Origin of the sequence: Acidovorax sp. sic0104 (genome assembly GCF_019219095.1) — a bacterium.
Classification (GTDB): Bacteria; Pseudomonadota; Gammaproteobacteria; order Burkholderiales; family Burkholderiaceae_C; genus Acidovorax.
Window position 1 is genome coordinate 17,716 of sequence record NZ_JAHUWH010000008.1, and the last position, 22,860, is coordinate 40,575.

The 22,860-nt window shown below is 67.8% G+C and carries 19 protein-coding genes; 11 read left to right on the forward strand and 8 right to left on the reverse strand.

Annotated features, from left to right (window positions below):
• From ttcA to KW835_RS14280, 5 genes are all read left to right on the forward strand, one after another.
• Nucleotides 1-960, forward strand: a complete 960-nt coding sequence (ttcA, locus tag KW835_RS14260; protein WP_255593533.1) for a tRNA 2-thiocytidine(32) synthetase TtcA — start codon at nt 1-3, stop codon at nt 958-960.
• Nucleotides 961-1,022: 62 nt separating this feature from the next.
• Complete coding sequence (locus KW835_RS14265) at nt 1,023-1,658, forward strand: DUF4136 domain-containing protein (protein WP_218383449.1); 636 nt, start codon at nt 1,023-1,025, stop codon at nt 1,656-1,658.
• A gap of 41 nt (nt 1,659-1,699) precedes the next feature.
• A complete protein-coding gene (locus tag KW835_RS14270; RefSeq protein ID WP_218383451.1) occupies nt 1,700-2,341 on the forward strand; it encodes a histidine phosphatase family protein in 642 nt (213 codons plus the stop codon).
• On the forward strand, nt 2,325-3,530 hold the full coding sequence (locus KW835_RS14275) for a DSD1 family PLP-dependent enzyme (RefSeq protein WP_218383453.1): 1,206 nt from the start codon (nt 2,325-2,327) through the stop codon (nt 3,528-3,530). Before KW835_RS14270 ends, KW835_RS14275 begins: the two co-directional genes overlap by 17 nt.
• 36 nt (nt 3,531-3,566) lie before the next feature.
• On the forward strand, nt 3,567-5,432 hold the full coding sequence (locus tag KW835_RS14280; RefSeq protein WP_218383455.1) for a lysoplasmalogenase family protein: 1,866 nt from the start codon (nt 3,567-3,569) through the stop codon (nt 5,430-5,432).
• On the opposite strand, the gene KW835_RS14285 is transcribed toward KW835_RS14280, so the two are convergent.
• The 4 genes from KW835_RS14285 to ruvA all read right to left on the reverse strand — a co-directional run bounded on the left by KW835_RS14285 (nt 5,374) and on the right by ruvA (nt 9,564).
• A complete protein-coding gene (locus tag KW835_RS14285) occupies nt 5,374-6,285 on the reverse strand; it encodes a hypothetical protein (protein WP_218383457.1) in 912 nt (303 codons plus the stop codon). The genes KW835_RS14280 and KW835_RS14285 overlap by 59 nt on opposite strands.
• Before the next feature lie 63 nt (nt 6,286-6,348).
• Nucleotides 6,349-7,410 carry a Holliday junction branch migration DNA helicase RuvB gene (gene ruvB, locus KW835_RS14290; RefSeq protein WP_218383459.1) on the reverse strand — a complete coding sequence of 354 codons (1,062 nt, stop codon included), beginning with the start codon at nt 7,408-7,410 and terminating at the stop codon, nt 6,349-6,351.
• A gap of 22 nt (nt 7,411-7,432) precedes the next feature.
• On the reverse strand, nt 7,433-8,947 hold the full coding sequence (locus KW835_RS14295) for a serine protease (RefSeq protein WP_218383463.1): 1,515 nt from the start codon (nt 8,945-8,947) through the stop codon (nt 7,433-7,435).
• Between the two features lie 41 nt (nt 8,948-8,988).
• Nucleotides 8,989-9,564 (reverse strand): Holliday junction branch migration protein RuvA, encoded by a 576-nt coding sequence (ruvA, locus tag KW835_RS14300; protein ID WP_218383464.1) that lies wholly within the window; start codon nt 9,562-9,564, stop codon nt 8,989-8,991.
• A gap of 78 nt (nt 9,565-9,642) precedes the next feature.
• On the opposite strand from ruvA, the gene KW835_RS14305 reads away from it, so the two are divergent.
• From KW835_RS14305 to KW835_RS14320, 4 genes are all read left to right on the forward strand, one after another.
• Entirely contained in the window at nt 9,643-10,599 is a 957-nt protein-coding gene (locus KW835_RS14305; protein WP_218383466.1) for a PhoH family protein, read from the forward strand.
• 63 nt (nt 10,600-10,662) lie between these two features.
• Nucleotides 10,663-11,124 (forward strand): rRNA maturation RNase YbeY, encoded by a 462-nt coding sequence (gene ybeY, locus KW835_RS14310; RefSeq protein WP_218383468.1) that lies wholly within the window; start codon nt 10,663-10,665, stop codon nt 11,122-11,124.
• Between the two features lie 283 nt (nt 11,125-11,407).
• Nucleotides 11,408-13,402 (forward strand): FG-GAP repeat protein, encoded by a 1,995-nt coding sequence (locus tag KW835_RS14315; RefSeq protein WP_218383473.1) that lies wholly within the window; start codon nt 11,408-11,410, stop codon nt 13,400-13,402.
• Between the two features lie 197 nt (nt 13,403-13,599).
• Complete coding sequence (locus KW835_RS14320) at nt 13,600-14,340, forward strand: sulfite exporter TauE/SafE family protein (RefSeq protein ID WP_218383477.1); 741 nt, start codon at nt 13,600-13,602, stop codon at nt 14,338-14,340.
• 60 nt (nt 14,341-14,400) lie between these two features.
• On the opposite strand, the gene KW835_RS14325 is transcribed toward KW835_RS14320, so the two are convergent.
• The gene (locus KW835_RS14325) at nt 14,401-14,850 is read right to left on the reverse strand and encodes a helix-turn-helix domain-containing protein (RefSeq protein WP_218383479.1); all 450 of its coding nucleotides are present in this window, start codon (nt 14,848-14,850) and stop codon (nt 14,401-14,403) included.
• A gap of 121 nt (nt 14,851-14,971) precedes the next feature.
• Between KW835_RS14325 and KW835_RS14330 the strand changes: the two genes are divergently transcribed.
• Nucleotides 14,972-16,975, forward strand: coding sequence for a DNA methyltransferase (locus KW835_RS14330; RefSeq protein ID WP_218383480.1), 2,004 nt, complete (start codon nt 14,972-14,974; stop codon nt 16,973-16,975).
• Nucleotides 16,972-19,947 (forward strand): DEAD/DEAH box helicase family protein, encoded by a 2,976-nt coding sequence (locus KW835_RS14335; RefSeq protein ID WP_218383482.1) that lies wholly within the window; start codon nt 16,972-16,974, stop codon nt 19,945-19,947. The genes KW835_RS14330 and KW835_RS14335 overlap by 4 nt, the downstream gene beginning before the upstream one ends.
• A gap of 37 nt (nt 19,948-19,984) precedes the next feature.
• Here the strand turns inward: KW835_RS14335 and KW835_RS14340 are convergent, their stop codons facing one another.
• The 3 genes from KW835_RS14340 to KW835_RS14350 all read right to left on the reverse strand — a co-directional run bounded on the left by KW835_RS14340 (nt 19,985) and on the right by KW835_RS14350 (nt 22,789).
• Nucleotides 19,985-21,181, reverse strand: coding sequence for an MFS transporter (locus KW835_RS14340; protein WP_218383761.1), 1,197 nt, complete (start codon nt 21,179-21,181; stop codon nt 19,985-19,987).
• Between the two features lie 190 nt (nt 21,182-21,371).
• On the reverse strand, nt 21,372-21,827 hold the full coding sequence (dtd, locus tag KW835_RS14345) for a D-aminoacyl-tRNA deacylase (RefSeq protein ID WP_218383483.1): 456 nt from the start codon (nt 21,825-21,827) through the stop codon (nt 21,372-21,374).
• Complete coding sequence (locus tag KW835_RS14350) at nt 21,824-22,789, reverse strand: cation diffusion facilitator family transporter (protein WP_218383762.1); 966 nt, start codon at nt 22,787-22,789, stop codon at nt 21,824-21,826. The genes dtd and KW835_RS14350 overlap by 4 nt, the downstream gene beginning before the upstream one ends.
• Between the last annotated feature and the right edge of the window lie 71 nt (nt 22,790-22,860).

Genomic DNA, 22,860 nt, shown 5'->3' on the forward strand with positions numbered 1-22,860 from the left:
ATGAACGAACCCACCCAGGCCGGCTGGGCTGCCGAGCCCCTCGATGCAAACGCCGCGCCCGCCGCAGCCTCCGCGCGCCTGAAGATCGAGCGAGAGACCCACAAGCTCGAAAAGCGCCTGTGCCGCGAGGTGGGCAAGGCCATCGTCGACTTCAACATGATCGAAGAAGGCGACAAGGTCATGGTGTGCATGTCCGGCGGCAAGGACAGCTACACCCTGCTGGACATCCTGCTCAAGCTCAAGGCCCGCGCGCCCATTCACTTCGACCTGGTGGCCGTCAACCTCGACCAGAAGCAGCCCGGCTTTCCCGAGCACGTGCTGCCCGAGTACCTCAAGAGCACCGGCGTACCCTTTCACATCGAGAACGAGGACACCTACAGCATCGTCAAGAAGCTGGTGCCCGAGGGCAAGACCACCTGCAGCCTGTGCAGCCGCCTGCGCCGGGGCATCCTGTACCGCGTGGCCGACGAGCTGGGCTGCACCAAGATCGCGCTGGGCCACCACCGCGACGACATCCTGCAGACGCTGCTGCTCAACATGTTCTTCGGCGGCAAGATGAAGAGCATGCCGCCCAAGCTCGTGAGCGACGACGGCAGGCATGTGGTGATCCGCCCCCTGGCCTACGTGGCCGAGAAGGACACCGCACGCTGGTCCGCGCACCGCGACTTCCCCATCATTCCGTGCAACCTGTGCGGCAGCCAGGAGAACCTGCAGCGCAAGCAGGTGGGCGAGATGCTGCGCGAGTGGGACAGGAAATTCCCCGGGCGCGTGGAGAACATGTTCAACGCGCTGCAGAACGTGGTGCCCTCGCACCTGCTCGACGGCGGACTGTTCGACTTCAAGAACGCCCGGGCCACGGGCGTGGCCAGCGAAGACGGCGACAAGGCCTTCGACAAGGAAGAGTTTTCGGCGCCATCGCTGCCCGGCATGGGCGGCGTACAGGTGGTGACACTGTCGTGAACCTCCGGGCGCGGGTGCACTCACACCGGGATCGTCTTGTCGCAGCCCAGGAGACCCTCACCATGATGCGCCGCCCCCTCTCCATCGCCCTGCTGTGCGCCACGGCAGTGGCCGTACTCGCCGGCTGCAGCACCGGCCCCCGCCTGGTCGAAGGCCAGGTGCAGAGCTTCTCCACCCTGCAGGCCATCCCCTCGCCCGCCACCTATCGCATCGAGCGCCTGCCGTCGCAGCAGATGCCCTCGTTCGAGCCCATCGTGGCCCTGGCCGAGCAGGCGCTGGGCCGCGCAGGCCTGCGCCGCGACGACGCCGCGCCCAGGCTGCTGGCACAGGTCGGCGTGCAGGCCGACACCGTGCCGCGTTACGACCCGTTCCGGCCCTACGGCGCCTACGGACCCTACCCGTGGGGCATGGGCGGCTGGTACGGCCGGGGCTGGGGCTTTCATGGCGGCTGGGGCTTCAACGAGCCCACGCCGCTGCACCGCCGCGCCGTGAGCATCGTGCTGCGCGATGCCGCCACGCAGGCGGTGGTGTACGAGACATCTGCCGTGCATGAAGACGTGTGGGTGAGCGACCCTGCCGTCTACGGCGTGCTGTTCGACGCCGCCTTGACCGGTTTCCCCCAGCCCCCGCAAGGCCCCCGGGTCGTGCGGCAGCCCCTGGCGCCCATCCCGCCCGCCGCGCCGGGCACCGTGCGCTGACAGCGCTTCCCATCCAACCACGTCCCCGCCCACCACCCCGCATGCACGCCACCCGCATCGTTGCCGTCCGCCACGGAGAAACAGCCTGGAACGTGGACACCCGCATCCAGGGCCACCTGGACATTCCGCTCAACGACACCGGCCTGTGGCAGGCCGAACAGTTGGGCCAGGCGCTGGCCGGCGAGAGCTTTGCCGCGATCTACACCAGCGACCTGCAGCGCGCCCACGCCACGGCGCAGGCGGTGCAGCGCACCACCGGCGCGCCGCTGACCACCGTGCCCGGCTTGCGCGAGCGCAGCTTCGGCCACTTCCAGGGCCGCACCTTCGCCGAGATCGAGGCGGAGCTGCCCGACGATGCCCGCCGCTGGCGCAAGCGCGACCCGCACTACACGCCCGAAGGCGGCGAATCGCTGGTCACCCTGCGCGAGCGCATCGAGCGCACGGTGATGGCGCTGTCCGCCCCGCACGCGGGCGAGCAGATCCTGCTGGTGGCGCACGGCGGCGTGCTCGACGTTCTGTACCGCCTGGCCACCCGCCAGGAGACCCAGGCGCCGCGCACCTGGCAGCTGTCGAACGCCGCCATCAACCGTCTGCTGTGGACCCCGGACGGCCTCACCCTGATCGGCTGGGCCGACACCCAACACCTGGACGACAACGCGGTGCGCGATGAAACCTCTGCCTGATGTGCTGAAGACCGCCATCGGCCAGCGCGTGGATCTGATCGACACGCCCTCGCTGGTCATCGACCTGGACGCCATGGACCGCAACATCCAGCGCATGGCCGACTTCGCGCGCAAGCACCAGGTGCGCTGGCGCCCGCACGCCAAGATGCACAAGAGCGCCGAGCTGGCCCTGCAGATGCAGCGTGCCGGCGCGCAGGGCGTGTGCGTGCAGAAAGTCTCCGAAGCCGAGGCCCTGGCCGCAGGCGGCGTGAACGACATCTACATCAGCAACGAAGTGGTGGCCATGCCCAAGCTGCAACGCGTGGCGCGCCTGGCCGCGCTGCTGGCGGCGCGCGGCGGCCGCCTGGCCATCGCGGTGGACCACCCCGAAGGCATCGAGCGGCTGGCCGAGACCATCGCCCAGGTCGGTACACCCCAGCCGCGCGAGGGCCACTGGGCGGCGGGCGACAGCACCTTGATCGACGTGTTCGTGGAGATCGACGTGGGCCAGGGCCGCTGCGGCGTGCCGCCCGGCGAGGCCGCCGTCCCCCTGGCGCTGGCCGTGGCGCGCAGCCGGGGGCTGCGCTTCGCGGGCCTGCAGGCCTACCACGGCCGTGCCCAGCACCTGGCTGGCGCCGCCGAACGGCGCGAGGCCATCTCCGCCGTGGTGCGCGCCGCCAGCCACACGCGCGACCTGATCGAGGCCACCGGGCTGCCCGTGCCGCTCATCACCGGCTCGGGCACCGGCACCCTGGTGCACGAGGCGGCCAGCGGCGTGTACGGCGAGCTGCAGGCGGGCTCGTTCCTCTTCATGGACGCCGACTACGCCCGCAACGAACGCGAGCCGGCGCAACCCACGTTCGAGCACGCGCTGTTCGTCAAGACCCAGGTGGTGTCGGTGCGAGACACCCACGCCGTCTGTGACGCGGGCCACAAGAGCCACGCCATCGACTCCGGCCTGCCCACCGTGGCCCTGCTGCCGCCCGACCGCAGCCTGCGCTACGCCAATGGCGGCGACGAGCACGGCATCCTTCACGCGGACGGCCCCAAGTCCCGCCTGCCGGCCCTGGGCCGCATGCTGTGGCTCATCCCCGGCCACTGCGACCCCACGGTCAACCTGCACGACGTCATGATCGGCGTGCGCGGCGGCCTCACGATGGGGGTGGTGGAGCGCATCATCCGGGTTGATGCCAGGGGCGCGCTGACCTGATCGGGGCAAGAATCGGCGGACATTTTGGTGTCCCCCATGAGCCCCAGCCAGATCATCGTCCTTGCCACGCCCGTCTTCTTCCTGCTGATCGCCATCGAGCTGGCGGTCGGCTACAAAAGGCAGCGCAACACCTACCGCCTGGCCGATGCGGTCAGCAGCATCAGCCTGGGCATGCTGAGCCAGACCAGCGCGGTGTTCACGCGGCTGTTGCGCATCGGCATCTACACCGCGCTGTTCGAGCACATGGCCCTGTGGCGCAACGACGCGTTCTGGACCAGCCTGCCGGGCTGGGTGCTGGCGCTGGTGTTCTACGATTTTTGCTACTACTGGCTGCACCGCATGGGGCACGAGTCGGCGGTGCTGTGGGCGGCGCATGCGGTGCACCACCAGAGCCAGGACTACAACCTGTCCACCGCGCTTCGCCAGACCAGCTCGGGCGCGCTGCTGGGCTGGGTGTTCTACGTGCCCATGGCGCTGGCGGGCGTGCCGCCGCTGGTGTTCGCCGTGGTGGCGCTCATCGACCTGCTCTACCAGTTCTGGGTGCACACCGAGCAGGTGGGCCGCCTCGGCTGGTTCGACCGCTGGTTCTGCAGCCCCAGCAACCACCGCGTGCACCACGCGGTGAACGACGCCTATCTGGACAAGAACTATGGCGGCGTCCTCATCGTATGGGACCGGCTGTTCGGCACCTTCAAGGACGAGGACGACCAGGACCGCTGCGTGTACGGCACGCGCGGCCTGCTCAACAGCTGGGACCCTCTGTGGGCCAACGCCCAGGTGTATGCAGGCCTGGCGCACGACAGCTGGCATGCGCGCAGCTGGGCTGACAAGGTACGCGTGTGGATCAAGCCCCCGGGCTGGCGGCCGGCCGATGTGGCCGAGCGTTTTCCCAAGCCCGCGTTCAGCATGTCGCAGATGCAGCTGTACCACCCGCCGATGTCGCGCACGCTGCAGTGGTTTGCGCTGGTGCAGTTCGCGCTGATGCTCGGCGGCGTGGCGGCCTTCCTGTGGCAGGCCGACAGCGCGCCGCTGGCCGAGAACGCGGTGTGGTTCGCCACGCTGCTGGTCGCGCAGTGGGCGCTGGGTGCGGCGATGCAGGGGCGCATCGGCATGCTGATGGCGCTGGTGCTGCAAAGCGGCGCGCTGGCCACGGCCACCAGCGCGCTGGGGTTCGTGCAGTGGCACTGGGTGTTCAAGCCGTTGACGATGGTTATTGCTATATTTTTGGTAGCTGCCAGCGCTTACCAGTCGGCGCGAAGAGGCCGATTTCATCCAAAAACATGGTTGCTACTGGGTGCCGCGCTGGCGGGGTCGCTGGCGGGCGATGTGTTCCTGATGTTCGAGGGCTTCTTCATCCCCGGGCTGGTGAGCTTTCTGGTGGCCCACCTGTTTTACGTGGCGCTGTTCAAGCAGGGGCAGCGGTGGTTTGCGCACCGGGGGGCGCTGGCGGCCACGCTGGGTGTGGGCATGGCGATGTACGCCTTCCTGTGGGCGGGCGGGCTGCCGGCCGCGCTGCGGGGGCCTGTGGCCGCGTATGTGCTGGTGATTGCGCTGATGGCGGCGCAGGCCATCGGGCGGGCCAGCGTGCTGCGCGACGGGGCAGCGGTGCTGGTGGCGGTGGGGGCCGCGTTCTTCATGCTCAGCGACTCGCTCTTGGCCACGCACCGCTTCGTCTCGCCCCTGCCGTGGTCGCAGGTGTGGGTGCTGGCCACCTACTACGCGGCGCAGGCGTGCATCGTGGCGGGGGTGTTGAAGGCAGCGACTGCGACTGCAGCTTCGGTGCCTGTGCCGGAGGCCGGGGCAGCGGGCGGCCTGCCGGTCGCGGTGCCTGCTTGCGCCGGGGCTAGTGCGACCACGTGCGGGCCAGGGCTGCGGACGGAACATACACCGCACCCGCAATGAACAGTGCGCCTGCCAGGGTGAAAACGCCCCCACTGAGCAGCCACAGCAGCGTGTCGGCGTTGTACCAGCCGGGCCGCGCCTGCAGCAGGGCGACCATGACGGGCTCCTGCACCGCGATCAAGCCCCGCCCTGCGGTGTAGTGGTAGACGGCGCCGCCCAGCGCCCAGAACCCTGTCAGCACACACGCCAGGCCATAGAACGCATACCCGGTGCGCCATCGCTTGGTGGTGCCTGCCGTGCACCACACACCCAGGCAACCCGCCAACAGGGCGCCGACCACCGACAAGCCCTGAAAGCGGTCGCTCGCCACCGGCAGCAGCCAATGCCAGGCCCAGGGCAAGGGAGCGAGCAGCCATTCCGATTGCGGCCCCAGCCCCGGCCAGCGCTGGAGGGGCAGGTCCATCGAAATGCGCGGCTTGTCCACCATCGCCAGCACGAATGTCACGGGCACCAGCACGGCGGACAGGACGTATGCGCTGGCGCGCCCGACCAGCATGCGGTGTGACCACTCGGCAGTCGTCCTGCCCAGCCGTTGCCGGTCGATGAGGTGCAGCATCAGGCCGGCGGCCAGGGCGGCTTCGGCGATCGCGCCGCACACGGCCACGCGGCCGCGCAGGTCGGCAAAGCCCTCCAGCATGAACACCGAGAGCTGCCCGTACACGAGCGCGCCCAGCGCATGCAGCGCCACCGTGCCCGCCAGCAAGGCCCATGCGCAGGACCTCAGGAAGTGTTGCTCGGGCGACCGCTCCGGCCCGTCAGAGCCGACCCCGCCCCGCGCGGCGCGCGCCCGGGCTTCGGCACGGAGCTGGCTGCGGCGGTCGTTCTTCTTGTTGGGCTTGCGCGGTGGTGCCATGACAGGGCGTGCCGCCTGGGCGGCCGTGGGGAGAGGGATGAGACGTCACGGAACGGAGGCGGCTCAGGCCCCAAACAGCCCCGGCGCACCCGCGCTGGGCGGCGCCACGCCCAGGTGCCGGAACGCCGCCAGCGTGGCGATGCGCCCGCGCGGCGTGCGCTGCAAAAAACCCTGCTGGATGAGGTAGGGCTCTATGACGTCCTCGATGGTGCCGGATTCTTCGCCGATGCTGGCGGCGATGTTGTCCAGCCCCACAGGGCCGCCGTCGAAGCGGTGGATCACGGCTTCTAGCAGCTTGCGGTCCATGACGTCAAAACCTTGCGGATCCACGTCGAGCATGGCGAGCGCCTTGTCCGCGATGGTCTTGGTGATACGGCCGTTGCCCTTGACCTCGGCGTAGTCGCGCACCCGCCGCAGCAGGCGGTTGGCGATGCGCGGCGTGCCGCGCGAGCGCCGGGCGATCTCGAAGCCGCCGTCTTCGTCCATGGGCGCGCCCAGCAGCCCGGCGCTGCGCCTGACGATGTGCGCCAGTTCTTCCGATGTGTAGAACTCCAGCCGCGCCACGATGCCGAAGCGGTCGCGCAGCGGGTTGGTCAGCATGCCGGCGCGCGTGGTGGCGCCCACGAGGGTGAAGGGCTGCAGGTCGAGCTTGATGCTGCGCGCCGCCGGCCCTTCACCGATCATGATGTCGATCTGGTAGTCCTCGAGCGCCGGGTAGAGGATTTCCTCGACCACGGGCGACAGGCGGTGGATCTCGTCGATGAAGAGAACGTCGTTCTTTTCCAGGTTGGTCAGCAGCGCGGCCAGGTCCTTGGGCTTTTCGAGCACGGGGCCGCTGGTCTGGCGCAGGTTCACCCCCAGCTCGGCCGCGATGATGTGCGACAGCGTGGTCTTGCCCAGCCCCGGCGGGCCGAACAGCAGCACGTGGTCAAGCGCCTCGGAGCGCTTTTTGGCCGCGCCGATGAAGATCTCCAATTGCTCGCGCGCCTTGGCCTGCCCCACGTACTCCTGCAGCAGCTTGGGCCGCAGGGCGCGCTCGATGGCTTCTTCCTGCGGGGAGGCCGGGGCTGCGGAGACGACGCGCCTGGCAGGCGCGGGGGCGAAGTCGTCGGTCTGAATGGTCATGCGAGATCTGCGCTCCGCTCCCTCAAGGCGTCAGCCACTGCTTGAGCGCGCTGCGGTAGGCCACGTCCAGGCGGCCGTACTGGTCGTGCCCCCCCGGGACCTGGCAGCTGGAAGCGCCGCCGTACAACTGCCCCACCACATAGCGCTTGTCGCCCAGGGCGTGGAACACGGCAGAGCCGCTGCTGCCGCCTTCGGTCACGCCCTCTTTCCACGACATCGTCAGGAAGGTGCCTTCCGCCGCGTCGCTCGGATAGCACAGCTCGCTCGAGCAGGTGGCGAACTGGACCATGGTGCCCGAGCTGAATTTCTGCAGGTCGCCCTTGGGGTGGTGCACGCCCACCAGGGTGCGGCCCGTCTCCAGCGCGCCGAAGTAGGAGCCGGCGTAGACCACCCCTTCCGGCGGCGCTTCGTTCATCCGCATGAAGGAGGTGTCGGTGGCGGCGGCGGAATGCAGCAGGGTTGCGCCGCCAATTCGCCGCTGCGCGCTCGCGCTGGTCACGCCCGAGTTGCAGGCCGACGAGCGGTAGAACCAGTCGGTCATCAGCGAGGAAGCCTCGGCCTGGCTGGAGATGCAGTGGTTGGCGCTCAGCAGGTACGGCGTCTGGCTGGACTTGGCATCGTTGAGCAGCGTGCCGGAACACAGGTAGCTGTTGCCGTCCCGCACGAAGAGCATCCGCACCACGGAGCGGCTCTGGCTCAGGACCTCGGGCTTGCACATCGCATCCACTTCGCAGCTGCCGGCCTCGCCCACCTTGGCCATGCTCCGGACCTCGGCCTCCTCGGGCGAGACCACGTAGTGCGACAGCCGGGGGACGGCCAGTTTCACGCTCGACGTGGCAGCGGCAGCGGGAATCTCGACCTCCACGGTGGTCTCCGCGCCGCCGAATTCGGGGCTCCAGTAGGTGTGCGCGGCCTCGTCGGGCGTGCCGGCCTGCAGGTTGCGCTCGATGGCGGCCATCACCTGCTCGGCGGTGACCTGCAGGGCGTCACCGCCGGCCTGCGCATAAAAGCGCAGCACGGCGCCGCTGGGCAGCCCGCGCACCAGAATGCCCAGCCGCACGCCCTTGGCGCCTTCCGACGAAACGCTGAATGCGGCCGCGCGCGTGCCACGCCCGGTGTCTGTCCAGCGGAGCTGGGCCGACAGGTCGGACTCCCTGGCCAGCGCCGGGAGGTTGCGCGCCACGCCGATCTGCGGCTCGGAGGCGCCCAGCGCCGTCACCTTCTTGGGCAGGGCGCCACTGGCCACCGGGCCCAGAGACACACGGGCAAAGTCCCGGCCGGCAGGCACCGCACGCTGCACGGCCACGGCGCTCTTGATGGCAGCGCCTCCGGTGTCGAAAGGCTCGACCCGGTCAATCGCGGGCGGAGCGGGCACGGGGGCGGGGGGCGGCGCAGGGGTGGGTGCTGGCGCGGGAGCCGGCGTGGGCTCAGGCGCAGGAGTCGCAGCGGTGTCGTTCCCGCCGCCGCCGCAACCCGCCATCACCACAGCAGCAGCCGTGGCGGCCAACAACCTCGTCAAGCGTGCGCTCTGATTCATGTCCATCGCCGTACCTCACCCTTAGAAAATATGGTTTATGGTTATTTGGCCAGCGCCTTGAGCGCCAGCTTGATCCCGTCACTCACTCCCACATCCGCGGGCAGCGCCTTGAGCGCCGCAGCAGCTTCCTTGTCGTTATAGCCCAAGGCCAGCAAGGCCTGCAGGATATCCGCCTGGTTGTCGCTCGCCGCCGCGCCATGTGTTGCGCCGATGTCAGCGCCCAGCTTGCCCTTGAGCTCCAGCAGCAGGCGCTCGGCCGTCTTCTTGCCGATGCCCGGCACCTTGACCAGCCGCCCCGCCTCCTGCAGCGAGATCGCCTGCGCCAGGTCTGCCACACCCATGCCCGACAGGATGGACAGCGCCGTGCGCGGCCCCACGCCCGAGATCTTGATGAGCTCGCGAAACGCCTGGCGCTCGGGCGCCGTGGCAAAGCCGTAGAGCAGCTGGGCATCTTCGCGGACGATGAACTGGGTGAGCAGGCTCACGCGCTCGCCCACGGCGGGCAGGTTGTAGAAGGTGCTCATGGGCACGTTCACCTCGTAGCCCACGCCGTGGCAGTCCAGCAGCACCTCGGGGGGGTTCTTCTCCAGCAGGGTGCCGGTCAATTTGCCTATCATTGATGTCCTTTGCCGGCGCACGGCCCTGCCGCCACGCCGTCTTCCCATGTTTTTGGTTGACTGACGGGAATTATCCGCGTGATCTTGCGCCACACATTCACCCCCCACAACAACCTGCGGCTCACCCACTTGTGCGGGCCGGCAGATGTCCATTTGCGCACCATCGAGGAGGCGCTCGGGGTCAGCATCGCGCACCGCCATGAGCAGTTCAAGATCGACGGCCCCAAGGCCAAGGCCACGCAGGCCATGGAGCTTTTGCAGGCGCTGTACGAAATGGCCGACCGGCCCGTGACCGAGGACTACCTGCAGCTGATGCTCGCGGGCGACACGGCGCTGGTGGAGGCGCCCGAGGGCGCCATCGTGCTCAACACCCGGCGCGCCGACCTGCGCGGCCGCACGCCCACGCAGAGCCTGTACCTCGAGAACATCGCCAGCCACGACATCACCTTCGGCATCGGCCCGGCCGGTACCGGCAAGACGTATCTCGCGGTGGCCAGTGCCGTCGATGCGCTGGAGCGCAGCGCGGTGCAGCGCATCGTGCTGACCCGCCCGGCCGTGGAGGCCGGCGAGCGCCTGGGTTTTCTGCCCGGCGACCTGGCCCAGAAGGTGGACCCGTACCTGCGCCCCCTGTACGACGCGCTGTACGAGCTGATGGGCTACGACAAGGTCATGAAGGCTTTCGAGCGCAATGCGCTGGAGATCGCGCCGCTGGCCTTCATGCGCGGGCGCACGCTGAACAATGCCTTCGTGATCCTGGACGAAGCGCAGAACACCACGCCCGAGCAGATGAAGATGTTCCTCACCCGCATCGGATTCGGCGCCAAGGCCGTGGTCACGGGCGACGTGAGCCAGATCGACCTGCCCAAGGGCGCGATGAGCGGACTGATCGACGCCGAGCGCGTGCTCAAGCGCGTCAAGGGCATCTCGGTGACGCGCTTCACCACCGCCGACGTGGTGCGCCACCCGCTGGTCGCGCGCATCGTGGACGCGTACGACGCGCCCCGGCGCGCACCCGCACCCCGCAGCCGCGACTGACGCTCATTTTTTGATAGCATTCCGCGCTTACTGTTAAAGCGCTGGCGGCCAAAAACGATACAAATGCCCCTGAATCAACTGTCCCTGTCGCTCCAGTTCGGCCGCTTCGATGAACTGGCCGCCCACCGCGCCGTGCTGCCCCGGCACAAGGTCGCCCGCTGGATCCGCCATGCCCTCGCCACCGACGCCGAGATCACCGTGCGCATCGTGGGCACCGAAGAAGGCCGGCAGCTCAACCACGAATTCCGCAAGAAGGACTACGCCACCAATGTGCTGACCTTCGACTACACGCAGGAGCCGTTGGTGACGGCCGACCTGGTGCTGTGCGCGCCGGTGATCGAGCGCGAGGCGATAGAGCAGAACAAAAGCCTGGAGGAGCACTATGCCCACATGCTGGTGCACGGCACACTGCATGCCCAGGGCTGGGACCACGAGACCAGCGAGGCCGACGCCGACGAGATGGAGTCGTACGAGACCGCCATCCTGCAGGAGATGGGGTTCGCCGACCCCTATGGCGACCAGTGAAAATGCGCCGCCAAAACCCCTGACTCACGCCAGAAGAAGCAAGCAACTCGTATCTTTGGTTTTTTTACCGAATGGTGTAAAAACTTCAGGGAAAGCAGGGAGCGGGATTCTGGAAAGAGAGCGACCGCAGCGCTGGCAGAGGCCGCATGACAAGGCCTGCAGCACTCCAGGTTTTTTTTGAGTGTCCATGTGCAAGGCGGGCGGCCCCGGTCGATGGGGCGGCTCGGCACGCGGCACGCCGCTACCCTTGCAGGCGTTGACACCAGCACATCGAAAGGAACCCATGGCCCCGTCCCGTCCATACCGCAGCGCGCTGCTGCTTGCCTTGCCCCTGGCACTGGCCGCCTGCGGTGGCGGCTCGGGCAGTCCCGAGGCGTCCGGCCCGCCAGCTCCGGCGGGCTTTGAAGCGAGCCCCGGCACAAGGACCAAGGGCTATCTTTTCACCTGGAATGCCAGCGCAAGCGCCACGCGCTACGAGCTTTTCGAAGACCCCGACGGCGCCAGCGGGCCCTTGCCCGAAGCGCAGATCGCCCAGACGCCGAGCACTTCATATGCGGTTGATTTGCAGAACAAGCTGCTGCACGAGCGTGTGAACGCCACCTACCGCGTGCGCGCTTGCGACGCCAGCGGATGCGGCCCCTTCACGGCCGCGCTCACCCCCGACATCGCCCAGGCGATCGGCTACTTCAAGGCGAGCAACAGCGGCAAGGGGGACGCATTCGGCAGCGCCGTGGCGCTGTCCTCCAATGGACTGACCATGGCCGTGGGCGCGCCCGGCGAGCGCAGCAATGCCACCTGCATCGCGGCCGTCACCACGGACTCTGGCTGCGACTTCGCCAACGACTCGATCGTCAACGCAGGCGCCGTCTACGTGTTCAGCCGCGCCACCCGGGCGCCCGTCTGGGTACAGACTGGCTACCTCAAGGCCAGCAACAACCGCGCCTATGACGTCCAGGGCTATCTCGACAACGGCCCCCGCTTCGGCACCAGCCTCGCCCTGTCGGCCGACGGCACCGTGCTGGTGGTGGGCGCCCCCGGCGAGACCAGCAGCGCGCGGGGGGTGAACGGCAACTCCGCCAACACCCAGACCCAGGGAGCAGGCGCCGTGTATGTGTTCAAGAGCTTCCAGAGTCCGTTCAACCGGATATGGCGGCAAGAGGCCTACATCAAGGCCAGCAACACCCTCGCCCAAGCCGTGTACAACACCGACATCATGGGCCGCTACGTGCGCGCGCCACAGGCGTTCGGCACCAGCGTGGCCCTGTCGGCCGATGGTGCCTTGCTGGCCGTGGGCGCACCGGGCGACCGCAGCAATGCAACCGGCGTCAACGGCGACCAGCAGGACAGCTCGCTGGAGCTGGCAGGCGCCGTGTACACCTACGCGCGCAGTATCCCGAGCACCGACAGCGGCGACACCCCGGAAGCCACCTGGACCCACCGCGCCTACCTGAAAGCCAGCAATACGCGGGGCCCTTTCGGGCTGCGCTTTGGCGCATCCGTCGCGCTGGCTGGCGACGGCCTGACCCTGGCGGTCGGCGCTCCGTTCGAAAACGGGGGCTCACCGGGCGTCAACGGCAATCAGGATGACACGTCCGCCAACTACGCGGGGGCGGTCTACATGTTCACGCAGCGCAGCGGCGAATGGAGCCAGCAGGCCTACGTCAAGGCGTCCAACCCGGGGTCCGGCGATGCCTTCGGCGGCAAGGTGGCGCTGTCGGCCAACGGGGATACCCTGGCGGTGGGTGCCCAGGAGGAGACGGCGTCGGGCACGGGCGTCAACAAGCCGCAGGGTGAACGCACCCTGGCGCGCGCCGGCGCCGCCTACCTGTTCACGCGCAGTGCGGGGGCGTGGAGCCAGCAGGCCTATCTCAAGTCCAGCAATACCGGCATGGGCCAATGGTACGGTTCGAGCCTGGCGCTTTCCGCCGACGGCAACACGCTGGCCGTCGGCGCGATGGGAGAAGCCAGCAGCGCCAGGGGCATCAACGGCAAGCAGGCTGACAACACCGCAGACGGCGCGGGCGCAGCCTACGTCTACCAGCGAAGCGGCGACACCTGGACCCAGCGCTCCTACCTCAAGGCCAGCAACACCGATGCAGGCGATCTCTTCGGCGCCAGCGTTGCCCTGTCTGGTGACGGAACCACCCTGGCAGTGGGCGCCACCAGCGAGGACAGCACCGCCAGCACGGTCCAGGGCGACCAGGCAGACAACTCGGGGGCGCCTGTCCTGCCCACGCTCGGCCCGACCCCCAGCGTTGGCGCGGTCTACATGTACTGATTGCAGGCCGGAATCGCCACCGGCGTGCGGCCTCGAAGCCCATCGACATCTGCACGCCGGCGGAGCACCGTGCCGGGGTGGCCTGCACATCAGTTCATACTTTTTTGAACATAATCAAGCGCAAAATGTTCGAATTGCGCACATAAGATCGAGGTTTCAAACGCCCCGTGGCGCCTGCGCCCGACCGCAGAGAAACCATGCTCGAAACCGCACTGCTGCTCACCGCCGCTTTCATGGCCGGCGCCCTCAATGCCGTGGCCGGAGGCGGCAGTTTCCTCACCCTGCCCGCGCTGGTCTTCACCGGCGTGCCGCCTGTGGTGGCCAATGCCACGGGTACAGTGGCGCTGCTGCCGGGCTACATCGCCGGGGCCTGGGGCTTTCGGGAGGACACCGCACCGCCGCCGGGGCTGTCGATGCGGCTGCTGGTGGTGCTCTCGCTCATCGGCGGCGCGGCGGGGGCGGCGCTGCTGCTCGTCACGCCCGACGCCACCTTCCGCCGCGTGGTGCCCTGGCTGCTGCTGGCCGCCACCGCGCTGTTTGCCTTCGGACCCTGGCTGCGCAGCAAGCTCGCAGGCGGTACGCCGTCGGCTGCCAAGGCCACCGTGGGCCTGCTGGCCGTGGCGGCGTACGGCGGCTACTTCAACGGCGGCCTGGGCATCCTGCTGCTGGCGCTGTTCGGCCTGCTGGGGCAAACCCGCCTGAACGCCATGAACGGGCTCAAGAACTGGGTCTCCGCGCTGCTCACCGCCATTGCGGTGGCCATCTACGCAGCGGGCGGGGTGGTGCTGTGGCCCCAGGCGCTGATGATGATGGTCGCCGCCACCCTCGGCGGCTACGGTGGCGCGCGCGTGGCGCGGCGACTGCCCGCGCCGGTGCTGCGCTGGGGCATCGTCGCCACGGGCCTCGTGATGGCGGGTTTGTTCTTCTGGCGGCAATAGCAGGAGGCCAGGCGCGGATGATCGCGCCCCCCGGAAGGGTTGCCCGCGAAGAAGCGCCAGTTAGGCGCGCGACCTGCCGCCAGGCGGCTTGCTCGGCCCGCCTTCCGAGGCGGGAGGCTCCGCTGGATAGACCTTGGCGAAGGTCAGGATGATCTCGCGTACCAGCTTGCGCTGGGGTGCGGGCAGTTGCAGGAAAGCGTCGAAAGTCTCGCGCTCCAGGTAGCCCACGCCCACCTGCCAGCGCTCGCGGTGCTCCTGCACGGCATGGCGCACGCTGGTGCCAAAGCGCAGCACTTCGGGCTCGACCTTCAACAGCTCGGCCAACACCACCAGCTTGTCCTGCGCGGGGATCGCCTCGCCCTTGAGCCAGCGCGACACCGCCTGGAAGGTGACCGAGCGGCCCCAGTATCTGCCATTGAACAGGCCCAGCAGCACCCCAGGGCGCGGCTCCAGCCCTGCCTGCGTCATCGCGGCACGCAATCGGTCGGCAAACTCCAGCTTGTTGTCCATGGTGCGACCGTAAAGCTGCAGTTGAATTGGCCATCAACTTCTTGTTGCACAATCAATTCAATCATTTGTTGATTGAATAACCCAACCGGCCGCCGCCGACATGCACGGCCGCCAACGCCGTATGCCCAAATCGCTGCTTGAACAACTCCCCGAGATCGTGGCCCAGGGCCGCAAGGAAGCCGAAAAGATTCTGGAAGGACTGGAGGGTCGCTTTCGCGTCAGCCTCCAGACACGTGAGGTGGTACTGCCCGCCAGGGCCAGTGCCACCACGGACTGGGTTCAACACCAGGCCCGGCAGGAACAGCACGCCGGCAGCGGCGCCGCATGGACCAACCGCCTGGTCTACGGCGACAACCTGCTGGCCATGGCCGCGCTGCTGGCAGGCGATGCGCATTCGCCCAGCCTGCGCGGCAAGGTGGACCTGATCTACATCGACCCGCCTTTTGACAGCAAGGCCGACTACCGCACCAAGGTGGCGCTACCCGGCCTGGAGCTGGAACAGCGGCCGACCGTGATCGAGCAGTTCGCGTATTCCGACACCTGGAGCGATGGTACGGCGTCCTATCTGGCCATGATCACGCCGCGGCTTATCCTGATGCGGGAACTGCTGGCTGACACAGGCTCCATCTACGTGCACCTGGATTGGCACGTGGGGCACTACGTGAAGCTCGTGATGGACGAGGTGTTCGGCAAGGACAACTTCGTGAACGAAATCTGCTGGTGGTACAAGCGCTGGTCGGCTGCGGCCAGCACCTTCCAGCGCATGCACGACACGATCTACTTCTACCGCAAGTCCGACAAGTACAAGTTCAACCAGCTCTTCCAGCCACTGGCCGCCTCGACCGCTGCCGTGCACGGCAACACCCGGCGCGTGAACCTGCCGGACGACAGCGGAAGGCTGGTCACCGTGCGCACCGAAGAGCCCAGCCGGGGCGTGCAGATGCACGACGTGTGGGAAGTGCCGTTCGTCGTCGCGCACTCTCAGGAGCAGGTGGGCTACGGCACGCAAAAGCCTATAGAACTGGTGGCACGCATCCTGGAAGCGTCGTCCGACCCGGGCGACCTGGTGGCGGATTTCTTCGGCGGCAGTGGCAGCTTTGCCGCCGCGGCCGAGGGCCGGCGCGTTGCCAAGGACGGCAACAAGAGCGTCTACTCCACGGCAGCCGCGCGCCGCTGGATCACCACCGACCTGGGCAAGCCCGCCTGCATGATCATGCGCAAGCGCCTGATCGACCAGGACGCCCAGCCGTTTCTTTACCAGGCCATCGGCGACTACCAGCTCGAAGCCGCCAAGGCCACGCTGGGGCGCGACTTCCGCATGGGCGACCTGTCGCAGATCGTGCTGTCTCTGTATGGCGCCATGCCCCTGCCAGCCGAGGTGAACCCTCAGCGCAATCTGGGCCAGATCGCGGGCTTCGAGTTCGGCGGCCGACGGGGCAGCAAGACACTGGTGCTGGCCGATTCTCCCAACAAGCTCACCGGCATGGCCACGCTGAAAAAAGCGATTGCGCAGCGTGACAACCTGCTGGGCGGCTGGGACCGGGTGGTGGTGCTGGGCTGGAACTTCGAGCCCAGCATCGGCGAAACCATCACCGCGCTGAACGACTCGCGCCTGGAAGTCCTGGTCATCCCGCCCGACCTGATGGACCGGCTCAAGAAGAAGGGCGGCATCGACAAGTTGCGCGGCCAGGTGCGCTTCTCGTCGCTGCAGTACCTCACGATCCACCCCGTTGTCCGCCAGGCCTCGCCAAGCCCGGCCGGGGCGGACGGAGCGGGAGAGGAAACACTGACGGTGCAGCTCAAGAACTATGTGCTGCTCTCGCCCGAAGCCATCAACCTGGACGATGCCAACCGCACCAGGCTGCAGCAGATTGCCAATGCCCAGCCGCTGGCACTCATCGAATACTGGGCTGTGGACCCCGACTACGACGGCAAGGTGTTCCGCTCGGTGTGGCAAGACTACCGGGGCAACACGGCCAGCGACGGCGATGCCTTGCATGTGGTCACCGCAGCCGTGGTGACGACCCCGGCCAAGGCCGGCCCCCGCAAGGTGTGTGTCCGCGTGGTCGACGTGTTTGGCTTCGAGGCCGAAGTGGTTGCTACGGTGGGGGCTGCAGCACCATGAGCGCCCACACCGACGAGCGACTCGCCCTGGCCACCGGCCTGACCACCAGGACCCGGCAGCTGTGCCGGGGTCTGGAATCCGGCACAGCGGACATCCTGGAGTGGGTGACGCCCACCACCGCCGACTTGCTGCTGTGGTGGTTTGGCGAAGACATGGTGCTGGCGCGGGGTGGCGGCACCACCGGGAGCGGGGGGCTGAACTTCCATGCCGGGCAAAAGCAGGCGATCCTGAACGCCATCGTGGCGCACGAAGTACTGGGACGGGAGCACGAGAACTGGACGCTGCTGGATCTGTACCAGGCCTGCGCGCCGGATGCGCTTCGGACCGGCATGGGCGTGAACGAAGTGGCCTCCGGCAAACACGCGCATCCCAAGTACTGCTTCAAGATGGCCACGGGCACCGGCAAGACCTGGGTGATGCAGGCGTTGATGGTGTGGCAGCTGCTGAACAAGACGGCGGCGCTGGAATCGGGGCTGAACGATGCGCGGTTTACCCGCCAGTTCATGGTGGTGGCGCCGGGGCTGATCGTGTACGAACGGCTTCTGGACGCTTTCTGCGGCAAGCCGGCTGCGGGTGATGCGGGGCGTGACTTCACCACGTCGGACATATTCAGCTTTGCAGACCTGTTCGTGCCCGAGGCGCACCGCGAGGCGGTGTTTGCCTTCGTGCGCGGCAATGTGTGCAGCAAGGCGGACATCGGCCTCAAAACCACCGGCAACGGCATGATCGCCATCACCAACTGGCACCTGCTGGCCGAGGAGGATATGGCCCCGGATATCGACGAGGCGCAGCGCCCCGGGGCGCCGATGGAGCCGCATGCAGTGGTAGGCGCCTTGCTGCCGCTCACCCCGGGCCGCGCCACGGGCAACAGCCTGGACGTTCTGGACCGCCGCTACGCGCGCGGCAACGTGCTGGAGTTTCTGGCGGGCTTGCCCGAACTGATGGTCTTCAACGACGAGGCCCACCACATTCACGAATTCAAGCGCGAGGGCGAAACCACCGAGGTGGAATGGCAAAAGAGCCTGACTCGCATTGCCGCCACCAAGGGGCGGCGCTTTGTGCAGATGGACTTCTCGGCCACGCCCTACAACGACGTGGGCAGCGGCAAAAACAAGCGCAAGCTGTACTTCCCGCACATCGTGGTGGACTTCGACCTGAAAAGCGCGATGCGCGCGGGGCTGGTGAAGTCGCTGGTGCTGGACCGGCGCAAGGAGGTTGGCGCGCTGCCGCTGGATTTCAAGGCCACGCGCGATGAATCGGGCAACCCCACACTGAGCGAAGGCCAGCGCGTGATGCTGCGCGCCGGCCTGAAGAAGCTGCGCAAGCTGGAAGCAGACTTTGCCAGGACGGACCCGGACCGCCACCCCAAGATGCTGGTGGTGTGCGAGGACACCACCGTGTCGCCCCTGGTGGCAGACTTTCTGCAGAACCAGGAGGGCCTGAGCGACGATGAAGTGATGACCATCGACTCCGGCAAGAAGGCCGAGTTGGGCGAAAAGGACTGGGCGCCCGTGCGCGAGCGCCTTTTCAGCGTGGACAGCCACGCCACGCCGCGTGTGATCGTCAGCGTGCTGATGCTGCGCGAGGGCTTCGATGTGAACAACATCTGCGTCATCGTGCCGCTGCGCTCCAGCCAGGCGCAAATCCTTTTGGAGCAGACCATTGGGCGCGGCCTGCGACTGATGTGGCGCGATGCGGAATACGCCGACCTCAAGCGCGAGAACCGCGAACGCATCAATGCAGGGCAGGAGCCAGGCAGCCTGATCGACGTGCTGTCCATCGTGGAGCACCCGGCGTTCCAGACCTTCTACGACGACCTGCTCAACGAGGGCCTGGCGGGCACAACGGGCGACGACACCGACGTTACCCCCAGCACGGGCGATGTGACGGCGGCAGAGCTGCGCGATGGCTTCGAGTTGTTTGATTTCGGCATTCCCTTCATCCTGCAGGAAACGGAAGAACTCCATGCTCATGAGGGCTTGGACGTCACTGCACTGCCGCCCTTCACCACCTTGGACGGGGAGCAGCTCGCCCGCTTGCTCGGCAAGGGTGACACGTTCATCTCGCAAGACCTGCAAAGCGCTACCTTGTTTGGCGACTACCGGGTGGATGGTGCAGTGATGAACGTGGGCGGCTACAACGAATACCTGTCGCGCCTGACCCGGCGCGTCAGCCAGGCGCTGAGCGACCCCATGCCAAAAAACAACAGGATCGCCACGCACCTGGCCAGACCGTACCTGCAAGTGAACACATCGCAGCTGACAGGCTGGCTGGATGACTACATCTGGACAACCCTGTTCGCGGGCGCGTTCAATCCCCTGGAGGGCGAGAGCTGGCGCGTGTTGCTGCTGCAACCCGTGGTGGACCACATCACCAAGGTCTTTGCGATGGCCTTGCGCGAGTCCGAGCACGCGCACACGACAGGGCACACCGAAGTGCACCTGCGCCTGCTCAGCGAAGTGCCCCGGCTGATGGTGCGCGAGAGCCAATCGGTGGCGGTGAGCAAATGCATCTATACGCGCCTTGGCTGGCCAGCGCACAGCGGCGGCCTGGAGCGCGCCTTCATCCACTGGGCGCAGGCCGACTCGCACGTGCTGGCCTTTTGCCGCATCAGCGAAAACAGGCACACCTTCGCCCGGCTGCGCTACGTGAAGGAAGACGGGCTGCCCGCCTTCTACTCCCCCGACTTCATCGTGCGCACTGCGGACGCCGTCTATCTGGCCGAAACAAAGGCGCAGGAGCAAACCGTCCACCCCAACGTACAGCGCAAACTGAAGGCCGCCGTGGCCTGGTGCGAGCGCATCAACGCACTCCCCCCCGCACTGCGCGGCAGCCCGCCCTGGCACTACGTTCTGCTGGCACAGGACACCGTGACCGAGTGGCAGGCCCAGGGCGCCAGGCTGGCCGACCTGCTGCACTTCGCACGGCTGCGGCCGCCGGCCAGTGCATCGCAGCAGACACGCCTGCTCTGACCTGCACCGGCCCGGCAGCCCAGTCGACCCTGCGGAATCACCCGCCGCTGCGCGCCAGCAGCGGTGAGCGCGGCAGGAAGCGAAACGCCGTCGATGCGGCCGCGAGCATGCAGGCGATGCAGATCATCACCGTCTGGTAGGGCTCGTGGCCCTGGCGCTGCGCCCACGCGGCCAGCAGACCCGTGAGCCATTGCATCAACGCGATGCCCATGAACATGGACATGGTGTACAGCGACAGCGCACGCCCCGTCATCTCGGCCGGGTAGGACGAGCGCACATCCGCGTACTGCAACACGCCGTAGCCGGACAGCAGGCCCATGAGGAAGATCAAGACCACGTTCGCCACCGCATGGTGCAAGAAGGCCATCAGCAGAAACAGGCCGCCCATGAGCAGCGAGAAGTTGGTGATCCAGCGCCGCCGGCGCGCAGGCCCCGGGTCCACGCGGCCGAACAGCGCGGGCACGAACAGCGAGATCACCGACAGCACCAGCGCCACGTTGCCGCTTTGCACCAGCGTGAACCCATAGCGCCCCATGAGCAGCGGCCCCAGCCACAGGCCGCGCAAGGTCAGGAAGGCCGCATAGCAGCACATGCCCAGGATCACGATGCCCCAGGTGTGCCGCACCTTGAACAGCGCGCCGAAGCGGCCGGCCGCCTGCCCCCACGACTCGCGCGGGCGCTCCAGTGCCTGCGCCAGCGCGGGCTCGCGCACGCGCAGGAAGATCAGCAGCCACGCCAGCAGCGACAGCACCGCCAGCACGGCAAAGCCCGTGCGCCAGCCCCAGTACTGCACCATGAAGGCAAGCGGCGTGCCCGTGAAGATGAGCCCCAGCCCACCGATGCCCATGCCCAGCCCGGAGAAGAAGGCAAACCGCTGGGCGGGAAAGTGGCGCGCAATGAACACCGTGCTGGCCAGGAAGGCCGGCGAGCAGCCCACGCCGATGAGCAGTTGCCCCAGCATCAGCCAGCCATAGCTGGGTGCGGCGGCCGACAGGGCTGCGCCCGCCGCCGCCAGCGGAAATGCCGTGAGCACCGTGCGGCGCAGGCCGTACAAATCCATGCCGATGCCCATGAGCAGTTGCGCGACACCGAACGACAGGCCGAACAGGCCCGCAAAGGCACCCAGCGAATCCGGCGAAATGCCGAAGTCGGCCTGCAGGCCGGCGGCGATGATGCTGGTCACGGTGCGAAAAGCCTGGCTCAGCGCAAAGGCCGAAAGCAGGCAAAGGTACATGACCCAGAGGGCGCGCGGTGGCGGCGGCAGTTCGGCGGGTGGAGTCTCGGCGGCGGCTTCGGTCACGGGGTCGGTGCCTGCAACGGTGTGCAGCAATGGGAGGGCAAGCGCCCGAGCCTACAGGCATTGCGCAGCTCCTGCCGTCGCGGCGCGGACAAGCTCGCTGGCACCACCCGCCAACGGACGGCACTCAAACAGCAGCCCGAGGCGCGATGCGCAGCGGAATGGTCACCGGCCCGTCATTGACCAGGTGCACCTGCATGTCCGCCGCGAACTGGCCCGTGGCCACCTGCGGGTGCGCGGCGCGGGCCCGGGCCACCACGTAGTCGTACAGGCGCCGCCCTTCGTCGGGGGCCGCAGCCTGGGTGAAGCTGGGCCGGTTGCCACCCGTGGTGTCCGCCGCCAGCGTGAACTGGCTGACCAGCAGCAGGCCGCCGCCCGTGTCCTGAACGCTCTGGTTCATCTTGCCCGCCGCGTCGGAAAAGATGCGCAGCTTCAGGATCTTGGCCAGCAGCTTGTCGGCCTCGGCCTCGGTATCGCCACGCTCGGCGCACACCAGCACCAGCAGGCCCGGGCCGATGGCTCCCACGGTCTGCCCCTGCACATCCACCCGCGCTTCGCGCACACGCTGCAAGACACTGATCACTTCATTTCATCCTTGGGGTCGTCAAAATGCGCTTCCACATCGGTGGGCAGCAGCTCGATGGTGGCTCGCAGGCCAGGCACGGCGGCCATCAGGGCACGCTCCACCTGGCCCCGCAGTTCGGCGGCATGGCGCAGCGTCCAATGCGCGGGCATGTGCAGGTGCATGTCCACAAACTGTCGCTGGCCCGCACGCCGGGTGGAGACATGGTCGAAGCGCACCGCGCCCGGCGGCTGGGCCTGCACGAATTGCTGCAGGGTGGCGTCGATGGTGGCCTGCACCTCGGGCTCCACCGCCGAGTCCATCAGGCCCTGGGACGATCGCCACACCAGCTCCACGCCTTCTTTCAGGATGTTCAGCGCCACGGCAATCGCCGCCAGCGCATCCAGCCACAGCCAGCCCGTGAGGGCCGCGCCCGCAATGCCCACCAGCACACCGGCCGATGTCCATACATCGGTGACCAGATGGCGGGCATCGGCCTCCAGGGCGATGGAGCGGTGCTCGCGCGCCGAGCGGAACATCACCCAGGCCAGCAGCCCGTTGAGGGCCGAGCTGAGCACGGACAGCCCCAGGCCCCAACCCACCCGCTCGATGGGCTGCGGGTCGAACAGGCGGTGCCCCGCCGCCCACAGGATGCCCGCCGCCACGCCCACGATGAGGATGCCCTCGAACCCTGACGAGAAATACTCGGCCTTGTGGTGGCCGTAGGGGTGGTCGTCATCGGCCGGCCGCGCAGCCACGGTCACCATGGCCAGCGCGAACATGGCGCTGGCCAGGTTCACGAACGACTCCATCGCATCGGACAGCAACCCGACCGAGCCCGTGACCACCCAGGCCAGGGTCTTGAGGGCGATGGTGACCACCGCGACACCCACCGATGCCCAGAGCAGGTTGCGCGGCGTGAGCCAGGCGCTCGATGCGGGCGCGGAAGGCGGCACGGAAGATGGAGGCGATGAAGAGGTCATGGACAGGGGCACCAGGGCAAGTTCCACACAGGCTGTGGGCATGGCATTGCACCAGCGCCATCTTAGAACGG